The 10,749-nt window shown below is 71.0% G+C and carries 10 protein-coding genes and 1 pseudogene; 1 reads left to right on the forward strand and 10 read right to left on the reverse strand.

Going from position 1 to position 10,749, the window contains the following annotated elements; translation table 11 throughout:
• The 6 genes and pseudogenes from AB7U92_RS13330 to AB7U92_RS13355 form a co-directional block, all read right to left on the reverse strand.
• A pseudogene (locus tag AB7U92_RS13330) lies at positions 1–315 on the reverse strand (glycosyl hydrolase); the annotation flags it as partial.
• A gap of 19 nt (positions 316–334) precedes the next feature.
• Positions 335–823 (reverse strand): glycosyl hydrolase family 17 protein, encoded by a 489-nt coding sequence (locus AB7U92_RS13335; protein WP_428577464.1) that lies wholly within the window; start codon positions 821–823, stop codon positions 335–337.
• On the reverse strand, positions 824–1,324 hold the full coding sequence (locus AB7U92_RS13340; protein WP_428577467.1) for a hypothetical protein: 501 nt from the start codon (positions 1,322–1,324) through the stop codon (positions 824–826). It abuts the gene before it with no gap.
• Entirely contained in the window at positions 1,314–2,264 is a 951-nt protein-coding gene (locus tag AB7U92_RS13345; protein WP_428577470.1) for a glycoside hydrolase family 16 protein, read from the reverse strand. The genes AB7U92_RS13340 and AB7U92_RS13345 overlap by 11 nt, the downstream gene beginning before the upstream one ends.
• Position 2,265: 1 nt before the next feature.
• Entirely contained in the window at positions 2,266–3,627 is a 1,362-nt protein-coding gene (locus AB7U92_RS13350; protein WP_428577490.1) for a GH1 family beta-glucosidase, read from the reverse strand.
• A 126-nt stretch (positions 3,628–3,753) separates the two neighbouring features.
• Entirely contained in the window at positions 3,754–4,788 is a 1,035-nt protein-coding gene (locus AB7U92_RS13355) for a LacI family DNA-binding transcriptional regulator (protein WP_428577473.1), read from the reverse strand.
• Between the two features lie 193 nt (positions 4,789–4,981).
• Here AB7U92_RS13355 and AB7U92_RS13360 point away from each other — a divergent pair, with 193 nt between their 5' ends.
• Positions 4,982–6,667: an AMP-binding protein gene (locus AB7U92_RS13360; protein WP_428577476.1), complete on the forward strand. Its 1,686-nt coding sequence runs from the start codon at positions 4,982–4,984 to the stop codon at positions 6,665–6,667.
• Between the two features lie 14 nt (positions 6,668–6,681).
• Here the strand turns inward: AB7U92_RS13360 and AB7U92_RS13365 are convergent, their stop codons facing one another.
• The 4 genes from AB7U92_RS13365 to AB7U92_RS13380 form a co-directional block, all read right to left on the reverse strand.
• Positions 6,682–8,367 carry a SulP family inorganic anion transporter gene (locus tag AB7U92_RS13365; RefSeq protein ID WP_428577479.1) on the reverse strand — a complete coding sequence of 562 codons (1,686 nt, stop codon included), beginning with the start codon at positions 8,365–8,367 and terminating at the stop codon, positions 6,682–6,684.
• Positions 8,368–9,357: a Bug family tripartite tricarboxylate transporter substrate binding protein gene (locus tag AB7U92_RS13370; RefSeq protein WP_428577482.1), complete on the reverse strand. Its 990-nt coding sequence runs from the start codon at positions 9,355–9,357 to the stop codon at positions 8,368–8,370.
• 415 nt (positions 9,358–9,772) lie between these two features.
• Positions 9,773–9,991 (reverse strand): hypothetical protein, encoded by a 219-nt coding sequence (locus AB7U92_RS13375; protein ID WP_428577484.1) that lies wholly within the window; start codon positions 9,989–9,991, stop codon positions 9,773–9,775.
• Positions 9,992–10,227: 236 nt separating this feature from the next.
• On the reverse strand, positions 10,228–10,749 hold a 522-nt coding region (locus AB7U92_RS13380; protein WP_428577487.1), incomplete at its 5' end, for an ATP-binding cassette domain-containing protein.

The following is a 10,749-nucleotide window of genomic DNA, read 5'->3' on the forward strand; positions in this document are numbered from 1 at the left end:
GGCGTCGTTCTCGCGCCGGTTGGCCTCGAGCGTCGCCTCGTCGTAGGTGCCGCCCCAGGGGCAGCCGAAGTTGTTCATCTCGGCGCCGAGGTAGGCGCCGAGCATCACCTGGAAGGGCAGCGCGTCTTCGCGGATCACCTGCAGCACGCGCTCGGCGTGCACGCTGCAGTCGTACAGCCGCAGCAGCTGCCAGTGCTTGGCGAGGATGTGCAGGTCCTCGCGGATCTCCGCGACGGACGGGTAGAGCTGGCGGTTCGGATCCTGCCCCTGCCGGTAGCCGGAGTAGCAGATCGCGTTGCCTCGGGGCAGGGTCACGGTCATCGTGTCGTTGGGCTCAACCGAACTTGGGCCGGGCGTCCTTGTCCCACAGGCCCCAATAGGCACCCACGTCGCCCTCGGCGCCTACCTTCCAGGCCTCGTCGAAGGCGGCGAAGTAGAAGACCTCGATGCCTTCGTCGCGCGCCCAGCGCATCGTGTCGATGAAGTAGCGCATCGCGCCCTCTTCCGAGGGCACTGCGCCGTGGAAGGGGCTGCCCTGGTCGGGCCAGCCGGTCTCGCTGATCAGCACGCGCTTGCCCGGCGCCGCGGCGCGGGTGCGCTGCATCATGCTGCGCATGTAGGGCAGCGCCTGCTCGCGCGGGCAGCCTTCCCAGAAGGGGTAGCAGTTGGTCATCACCACGTCGCAGGCGGCGGTCACGCGCGGGTGCTTCTCGAACAGGTAGTAGGCGTCGACGTAGCCCACCGGCACCCCGGGCAGCGCCTGCTTCACGCGCTCGATCTGCGCGATCAGCTCGTCTTCGCTCAGGTCCTCGCGCAGCAGCACCTAGTTGCCCACGGCCACGATGTCGGCATGGCCGGCGCGTGCCACGGCGATCACGCCCGCGATCTCGCGCTCGTTGATCGCGGCATCGGTGCCGAGCCAGGCGCCGACCAGCGTCTTCAGGCCCATGGAGTGCGCGATCGCCGGCGTCTGCTCGTGCCCGTCGGTGCAGGAGAAGGTGCGCACCCAGCGGGTGAAGGGGCGGATCACCTCCAGCCGTGCGCGAATCTGCAGGCCGGTCACCTGCGAGCCGGGCGACTGGCCTTCCAGATAGGGGCTGAAGCAGAAGCCGTGCGCGCCCTCGGCGAGCAGCTGGCGGAACTCGTTGCGAAGCGCCGTGCGTGCCTGCGGCGACAGCGGCGGGGGCCGGGTCGCGCTGACCGCGCTGCGTGTGCTCGCGCCACTGCTGCCGGCGCCGCCCGAGGCGGTACCGGTCGCGAACGCGGGTTGCCCGGGCGCCGACGGGGGGCTGGCGGATCGGGAATCACGGGCGTCATTGGTCATCGGAGTCTCCTCGGTAGCGCCGCTCGGCGACGTGGCCCTTGTGCCAGGGCATCACCCCTTTGCCGCGGGGCTTCGCCGGGCCATAGCCGCCCACCTTGTCGTACACGCGCACGTAGTCCACCACCAGCTCCGCCGGGAACACGGTGTGCTCGTTCGGCACGCCGGGGAAGTTGCCACCCACCGCGACGTTCATCACCAGGTAGAAGGGCTGGTCAAAGGGCGCCGGCCAGGGGTTCAGATCGGCTTCCTTTTTCGCTTCGACGCCTTGGCCATCCACCAGCTTGCCGCAGCTCCACCAGTGGTCGTAGGTGCAGGTCTGCACGTCGTCGACGTAGAAGCGGATCTCGCCGGGTTCCCACTCCACCGCGTAGGTGTGCCAGTCCGACACCAGGCTGCCCTCCGGCAGGGCGTGCACCGTGGTGATCAGTTCGCGCCCCGGGGCGGTCGAGCCGAAGTGGATGCTATTGAGCACCTCGTGCGGTTTCTCGCCGACGATCTCCATCAGGTCGATCTCGCCGCTGGCCGCCCAGCCGCCGTAACGGTCGTCCACCGGCAGCATCCACAGCGCCGGCCACAGGCCCTTGCCCCAGGGCACACGCGCGCGGAACTCGATGCGGCCGTAGGTGGTGGCGAACAGCACGCTGCCGTCGCGCTTCTTCGTCTTCAGCCGCGCCGAGGTGTAGCCGCAACCGTGCAGCGGCGCCTTGACGGCGCGGATGAACAGGCAGCTGTCGCGCACCACCACGTTCTCCGGCTCGTGGGTGTAATACTGCAGCTCCTCGTTGCCCCAGCCGGGCACCCAGGCATGGTTGCGGTAGTCGTAGAAGCCGTTGCCGATGTCGAAGTCCCACTTCGTGCGGTCGACCTCGTGGCCGTCGAACTCGTCGGCCCAGACCAGCGTCCAGCCCCTGGGCGGGCGCGGCTTCCTGCCGGCGGCCATGTCAGGCCACCTCCAGCGGCCGGGCGCGCGAGGCCTGCCGTTCGCGCTGGCGGCGCAGGAAGTCGCGGTACCACAGCGCGCTGTCCTTCAGGGTGCGGCGCTGCGTCGCGTAGTCCACGTGCACCAGGCCGAAGCGCTTGGCGTAGCCCGAGGCCCACTCGAAGTTGTCGAGCAGGCTCCAGACCATGTAGCCCGCCATCGGCACGCCCTGGGCCATCGCGTCGCCCACCGCGGCGATGTGCGCGGCCAGGTACGCCACGCGCTGGTGATCGTGCACGCGGCCGCCGGTCAGCTCGTCGCGGAAGGCGGCGCCGTTCTCCATCACGTACAGCGGCGGCAGGCGCCAGTCGCGGTTCAGGCGCAGCAGCAGCTCGGTCAGGCCCGCGGGGTAGACCTCCCAGCCCATGTCGGTCAGCGCCAGCCCGCTGCGGCCGGCGCGCCACGAGCCGTCGGCGCTGGCCACGTTGCGCGAGTAGTAGTTGATGCCGAGGAAGTCCATCGGCGCAGCGATGGCGGCCAGGTCGCCGGGCTCGACGCGCGGCGCGTCGGCGCCGAGGAACTCCAGCACCTCGTCCGGATAGGCGCCGCGGAACAGCGGATCCATGTACCAGCGCACCAGCCGGCCGTCTTCCAGCCGGGCATGGGCGCGGTCGGCGTCGCGGTCGGTGGCGGTGTGCACCGGTGCGAGGTTGAGCACGATGCCCAGCCGCGCCCGGCTGCCTTCGGCGCGCAGCGCCTGCACGGCCAGTCCGTGGCTGAGCAACAGGTGGTGCGAGACCTGCGCGGCGGTGGCGCGGCTCTTCAGGCCGGGCGCGAAGTTTCCGGCTTCGTGGCCGAGCGTCGCGATCACCCACGGCTCGTTGTGCGTGGTGATGGCGGCGAGCCGGTCGCCCAGCCGCGCATTCATGCCCAGCGCATAGTCGACGAAGCGCTGAACGGTGTCGCGCGAGGCCCAGCCGCCGCGCTCCTGCAGCGCCTGCGGCAGGTCCCAGTGGTTCAGGGTCAGGTAGGGTTTCACGCCGCGCGCGAGCAGGCCGTCGACGAGGCGTTCGTAGAACTCGAGGCCGCGTTCGTTCCAGGCGCCGTGGCCTTCGGGCTGCACGCGCGGCCACGAGACCGAGAAGCGATAGGCGTCCACGCCGAGCGCGGCGATCAGGTCGAGGTCTTCGTCGAGGCGGTGGTAGTGGTCGCAGGCCACGTCGCCGCTGCTGCCGTCGGCGATGGCGCCGGGCTGCTCGCAGAAGCGGTCCCAGATCGAGGGGCCCTTGCCGTCCGCGCGCGCCGCGCCTTCGATCTGGAAGGCGCTGGTGGCGACGCCCCAGACGAAGTGCTCGGGAAAGAGGTGCGGAGGATCGATGGGCATGTTCAGGAGGCCGCCCGTGACCACGATGGCCAGGGTCGGCCGCTTCATGAAAGCGCTTTCAAACTCTAGTCGAGCCGGGCTTTCGCTGTCAACCGGGGGTATCCGCCAGGGCCTGTGGCCCGCGCCTCAGGCGCCCAGTGCGCGCGTGGACTCGCGCACGATCAGGCGCGGCGCGGGCACCTCCACGCGCGCCTTCTCGCCGGCCAGCAGCGCCAGCATGGCGCGCGCGGCGAGCTCGCCGATCTCCTGGATCGGGTTGTGCACCGTCGTCAGCGGCGGCACGGCGTACAGCGAGCCGGCGACGTCGTCGAAGCCGACCAGCGAGACGTCATCGGGCACACGCTTGCCGGCGCGGTACAGCGCCAGGGCGGCGCCCAGGGCCATCTGGTCGTTGGCCGCGAAGATGGCGGTGAAGCGCACGCGGCGCTCGAGCAGCCGCTCGACCGCCAGCACGCCGCTGTGCTCGGTGAAGGCGCCGGGCACGACGAGCGCCGGGTCGACGCGCACGCCGGCCGCCTCGAGCGCCAGCCGGTAGCCCTGCTCGCGCTCGACCGCGTCCGGGTGCTCGGCCACGCCGCCGATGAAGGCGATGCGCCGGTGGCCGAGCTCGATGAGGTGCTGCGTGGCCTGCCGCGCGCCTTCGCGATGGTCGAAGTCGAGCGACACCAGGTTGGTGGCCTTCAACCGCCGGCCGGTGACCACCACCGGCAGCGAGCGCGCCACCGAGCGCAGGGCCGAGTCCGACAGGCGCCCGGTCAGCACGATCAGGCCGTCGACGCGGCGCGAACGCAGCACGTCGATGCAGCGCGACTCCTCGTCGGCCTGCCAGTGCCCGCTCATGAACAGCGGGCTGTAGCCGGCCGCGCCGAGCGCCCCCTCGATGCCGCGCAGCGCCGCGCCGTAGAACGGGCTGTCGATGGCCTGCGTCAGCACGCCGACGCTGAAGGTGCGGCCGCCGGCCAAGCCGCGCGCCACCGGGTTGGGCACGAAGCCGAGCGTGGCGATGGCCTCGTCGACCGCGGTGCGCTTCTCGGGGCTGACCACGGCGGTGCCGTTGAGGATGCGCGACACCGTGCTCGGCGAGACGCCGGCGCGCTCGGCCACCATCTCCAGGGTCACCTTCGCGGGCGCGGCGCTGCGGCTGCGTGTCGGCCTGTTCACCTCGGATCCCTCGCTGTTGTTCTCCGTCCCGGGTGCGGAGTTTAGGCGCTTGTCTGCAAGCGCTTGCAGAGCACGTCCGCGGGCGCTCCCGCGTCACGAACCGGGTGGAGTCTTCACCCTACTGGCGGGTCAACCCGGATGGCGGGGCGCCGGCCTTGTACTAGCGTGGCGCCCGCAAAGGAGTCACCCCGCCATGAGCGACACCATCGCCCCCGATCACCTGGCGCTACAGCGCTTGTACCACTGGGAGAAGACCACTCCCGACCGCACCGTGTTCACCCAGCCCATGGGTGGCGGTGTCGTGCGCCAGATGACCTGGCGCGAAGTGATGGACGAGACGCGGCGCATGGCCGCGCAGCTGCAGTCGCTGGGCTTCCCCCGGGGCAGCCGCATCGCCATCCTGTCGAAGAACTGCGCCCACTGGCTGATGACCGACTGGGCGATCTGGATGGCGGGGCACGTCTCGGTGCCGCTGTACCCGACGCTGGCCGCCGACACCATCCGCCAGATCCTCACCCACAGCGAATCGAAGCTGGTGTTCATCGGCAAGCTCGACGGCTGGGACGCCATGAAGCCCGGCGTGCCCGCCGAACTGCCCTGCATCAGCTACCCGCTGTCGCCGCCGAACGACTACCCGACCTGGGACGACATCGTCCGCCGCACCGAGCCGCTGCAAGGCACGCCGGTGCGCGCCGGCGACGAGCTGTCGACCATCATGTACACCTCGGGCACCACCGGCAACCCGAAGGGCGTGATGCACAGCTTCGCGACCTTCGCCTGGTCGATCCAGGCCGGCCTGAAGCGCGTGCCGATCGATGCCAGCGCGCGCATGCTCAGCTACCTGCCGCTGGCCCACGTGGCCGAGCGCACGCTGGTCGAGCATGGCCTGCTGGCCACCGGCATGAGCGTGTTCTTCGCCGAGAGCCTGGACACCTTCACCGCCGACCTGCAGCGCGCGCGACCCACGGTGTTCTTCTCGGTGCCGCGGCTGTGGGTGAAGTTCCAGCAGGGCGTGCAGGCCAAGATGCCGCCGGCCAAGCTGGAGCGGCTGCTGAAGATCCCCATCCTGCGCGGCATCGTCAGGAAGAAGATCCTCACCGCGCTCGGCCTCGACCAATGCACCTTCGCCGCCGGCGGCGCGGCGCCGATGCCGCCCGAGCTGCTGGCCTGGTACGCGAAGCTGGGCCTGCCGATCATCGAGGTCTACGGCATGACGGAGAACTGCGGCGTCTCGCACGCCACCGTGCCCGGCGTGCAGCGCCCCGGCACGGTCGGCCTGCCCTACGAGGGCGTGCAGAGCCGGCTCGATCCGGCCAACGGCGAGATCCAGATGAAGAGCCCCGGCCTGATGCTCGGCTACTACAAGGAAGAGGGCCTGACGCGCGAGACCTTCACGCCCGACGGCTGGCTGCACACCGGCGACAAGGGCCAGCTCGAGAGTGACGGCTACCTGCGCATCACCGGCCGGGTGAAGGACCTGTTCAAGACCAGCAAGGGCAAGTACGTCGCGCCCGCGCCGATCGAGGACCGCCTGGTCATGCACGCCACCGTGGAAGCCTGCGTGGTGACGGGCGCCAACCTCGGCCAGCCGCTGGGCATCGTGATGCTCAACGCCGAAGCCGCCCAGCGCGCCCGCGACGCCGCCGCGCGGGGCGCGATGGAGGCTTCGCTGGCCGAGCACCTGGCGGCGGTGAACGCGCCGCTCGATCCGCACGAGCAGCTCGACTGCCTGGTGGTGGTGACGCAGCCCTGGACGGTGGACAACGGCTTCATCACGCCCACCTTCAAGGTCAAGCGCAACCGCATCGAGGAGGTCTACGCCTCGAAGTACGACGGCTGGGTGGCGTCGCGGCGCAAGGTGGTCTGGGAGCTGGGCTGACGAAGGACCGGTCGTCAGGGTCCGTGGCCGCCGGCGTCGAGCATGCCCTGGTGGTGGCTGAGGAAGACGCGGCCGCGGAACCACTTGTCCCAGGCGCCGGCGCGCAGCCGGTCGAGCACCGGGCCCTTCACCTCGGTGAGGTCGAGCCGGATGCCGCGTTCGAGCAGCAGGTCGTGCAGGGCACGGAGCGCCTCCAGCGCGCTGTAGTCGATCGCATTGACCGGCGACATCAGCAGCACCACACGCCGCGTGTCGGGCAGCGCGGCGAGCTGGCGGTCGACCGCGCTGACCAGGCGCCGCGCATTGGTGAACACCAGGCTCTCGTCGATGCGCAGCGCCAGCACGCCGGGGAAGGTCTGCACCTCGTGGCGCTCGACGTTGCGGTAGTGCTCGGTGTCGCCGACGCGGCCGATGCGCGCCACGTGCGGGCTGGCGCTGCGCTGCAGCAGCAGCCCGATCGACAGCGCGACGCCGGCGGTCAGCGCGGCCTCGGAGCCGACGAACAGGGTCAGCGCGCCGACGATCACCATCACCGCGAACTCCGGCCGCGAATAGCGCCAGGCTTCGGCGAAGGCTCGCCACTCGACCACGCCGAGCACGGCGATGACGATGCTCGCCGCCAGCACGGCACGCGGCAGCCAGGCCAGTGGCGCCGTCAGCAGCAGCATGGCGAGTGCCATCAGCACGGCGGCCCAGGCGCCGGCCATGCGCGTGCGCGCGCCGGCCTCGGCATTGAGCGCGCCGCGCGAGAAGCTGCCGCCGATGGGCATGCCGGCCGAGCAGGCCGCGACCAGGTCGGCCGCGGCCAGGCCGGTGAGCTCGCGGCGCGCGTCGACCTGTTCGCGACGGCGCAGGGCCAGGCCCTCGGACACCGCCAGGCTGCTGACGAAGGTGACCAGCGCCAGCGGCACTGCGCTGGGCAGCAGCTTCCACCACAGCGCGGCGTCCAGCGGCGGCAGCGACAGCGGCAGTGTCAGCGGTGGCAGCGTGCCCACCAGCGCCAGGCCCTTCGCATCGGCGGCCAGACCCCAGGCCAGCACGATGGACAGCGCCACCACCACCAGCGGCGCGCAGCGTGACAGCAGCGAGGCGGTTTGCGGCGCGAGCCACCGAGCCAGCAGCGCGCGCGCATGGCCGCGCGCCCACCACAGCAGCGCCAGGGAGGCGATGCCGAAGGCAGCTGTCAATGCGTGCCCGGCCACGCCGCTGCCCCACCAGGAGGCGGCCAGCTCGGGCGCGGTGAAGCCCCGGGCCGGGCTGCCGAGCAGCGCGGGCAGCTGCGACAGCGTGATGGCCAGCGCCGCGCCGGTGGAAAAGCCGTGCAGCACCGGCGTCGACAGCAGCGCCGCCAGCGCGTCGAGGCGGAACAGCGCCGCCGCGCCGAGCAGCAGCCCGGCCTCGGCGGCCAGCACCAGCGCGGCGGCGGTGGCCGGCGTGCCCTCGGCCACCACCGGCGCGATCGCGTGGGCGGTCAGCAGCGCCACCACGGCCACCGGGCCGACCGAATTGACGCTCGACGAACCGAGCGCCGCATACACCGCCATCGGCAGCAGGCTGGCGTAGACGCCCACCTGCGGCGGCAGCCCGGCGAGGATGGCGTAGGCCAGGCTCTGCGGGATCAGCAGGATGGCGACGATGAACGCGGCGACGAGGTCGTCGCGGAGGGCCTCTCGGCGGTAGGCCTGCCAACGGGACGTCATTCAGTCGACTTTAGCTCCTGACGCCTTGACCACGGTCGCCCACTTCTTCGTCTCCGCGGCGATCAGCGCCGCGAAGTCCGCCGGGCTCATGCCGCTCGGGATCGCGCCCTGGGCCAGCAGCCGCTCCTTGATGGCCGGCGTGGCCAGTGCCTTGGCGGTTTCCTGCTGCACCCGGTTCACCACGTCCGCCGGCGTGCCCGCCGGGGCCAGCAGGCCGAACCAGGAGCTCGCCTCGAAGCCCTTGAGCGCGCCGGCCTCCGCCACCGTGGGCAGATCGGGCAGGGCGGCGCTGCGCTCGGCGCTGGTGACGGCCAGCGCCTTGAGCTTGCCCGACTTGATGTGCGGCATCGCCGAGGGCAGGTTGTCGAACATCAGGTCCATGTTGCCGCCGATCAGGTCGAGCAGCGCCGGGCCCGAGCCGCGGTAGGGAAAGTGGACCATGTAGGTGCCGGTCATGCTCTTGAACAGCTCGCCGGCCAGGTGGATCGAGGTGCCGTTGCCGCTGCTGGCCATGTTGAGCTTGCCCGGGCTCGCCCGGGCGACGCGGATCAGGTCGGGCACGCCCTGGATGCCCAGCGCCTCGGCCTTGGCCGGGTTCATCACCAGCACGTTGGGCACGCCAGCCACCAGCGTGACGGGCACGAAGTCCTTCACGTGGTCGTAGGGCATCTTCGTGTACAGCGCCGGGTTGATGGCGTGCGTGCCCACCGTGCCCATCAGCAGGGTGTGGCCGTCGTTCGACTTGGCGACCAGGTCGGCGCCGAGGTTGCCGCCGGCACCGGGCTTGTTCTCGATGACGAAAGGCTGGCCGAACGCGCGGCTCAGCTCCGGTGCCAGCGCGCGGGCCAGGATGTCGGTGGTGCCGGCCGGCGCGAAAGGCACGACGATGCGCACCGGCTTGCTCGGCCAGGCGGTCTGGGCGGACAGGGGCAGGGGAAGGACGGCGGTGGCCGTGGCGGCCAGCAGCAGGCGGCGGGAAACGAAGCGCATGACGTGATCCTCGCGGGTTCTCGACGGAACCGGCAGTGTCATGCGTGGAGGAGGCGGGTTGAAGAGGTCGAACCCGCGAGGCGGACGCCCAAAAAAAGAGAGGGAAGCGGGACGATGATTCCGGGGCTCGCTCTCAACCTCCCCGGATCCGCCCGCTTCCCTTGGTGGACAGGTGTCAGTCCGCTAAAAAACTCTCACTCCCCTCGAACACTTCCTCTCAGAACAAACTCAGCGTGCGCCGCTCGGGCGCGGAAACAGGGACAGTTGAGCCCACTCGTGGCTCGACTTCAGGACCTGGGTCTGGCGCGGTGCGACGACCGGCCGGACGGTGGTGGGTCGCACCGGCTGGGGGCTGTTCAGCCGTGGCGCCGGGGTCAGGGCGATCGGGGGCATGTCGTGCACTCCTCGATGGCGATCAACGGAACTCGCTGGCCGCGAAGGCCGGGCCTTCGTGCTTCAGGCCCAGCACGCCAGCGGCGCGCTGCACCCAGTCGGCCAGCGCCGGTGCCTTGGGCAGTCGCGGCGCCGCGGCGTTGGACAGGCGCAGCAGCGACGACGCGCCGCCCGGGCCGTGCGGGCCGGCCGCGCGCAGGCGGCGGGTGGCGGGGGCGAAGGGCGAGCGGGCTTGCGGCATGGTGTCAACGGCGTCCGGTGGGTCTCGTGGTCCCGGTCTGGCGTTCGTGTCGCTTTCCGGGGGTGTGCGCTTGCCAACGCATCAGCCGTGCCATGCTCGCGCGGGAGAAGTGCCGTGCGGAAAGTCACGAAAAGAGACCTGCCTTGGCCGCAACGCCACAGCGTCCCCGGCAAAAACGGGCCGAAATGTAAGTGCTCAGATACAAGGCCGACCAAACCGGTCGCGCCTTGCGCCTTTCAGGCCGCCGCCCTGTAACCGCGCGGCACCGCGCCGAGCAGCCGGCGGGTGTATTCCTCGCGCGGCGCTTCGAGAATCTGCTCGACGCCGGCCTGCTCGACCACCTGCCCGTCCTTCATCACCAGCACCTCGTCGGCCATGAAGCGGACCACGGCCAGGTCGTGGCTGATGAAGATGTAGGCGAGGCCGAGTTCGTCCTGCAGGTCCTTGAGCAGGTTGAGCACCTGGGCCTGCACCGAGACATCGAGCGCGCTGACCGCCTCGTCGAGCACCAGCACTTCCGGGTCGAGCGTCAGGCAGCGCGCGATGGCGATGCGCTGGCGCTGGCCGCCGGAGAACTCGTGCGGATACTTGTTCAGCGCCGTGTCGTCGAGGCCCACCTTGGCCAGCAGCGCGCTGGCGCGGGCCTGGCGGTCGGCGTCGCCCGTGCCCACGCCGTGGATGGCCATCGGCTCGGTCAGGGTCTGCGCCACCGTGAAGCGCGGGTTCAGCGACGCGTAGGGGTTCTGGAACACCACCTG

Origin of the sequence: Piscinibacter sp., from assembly GCF_050175855.1 — a bacterium.
In the GTDB taxonomy this organism is placed as follows: Bacteria; Pseudomonadota; Gammaproteobacteria; order Burkholderiales; family Burkholderiaceae_C; genus Piscinibacter.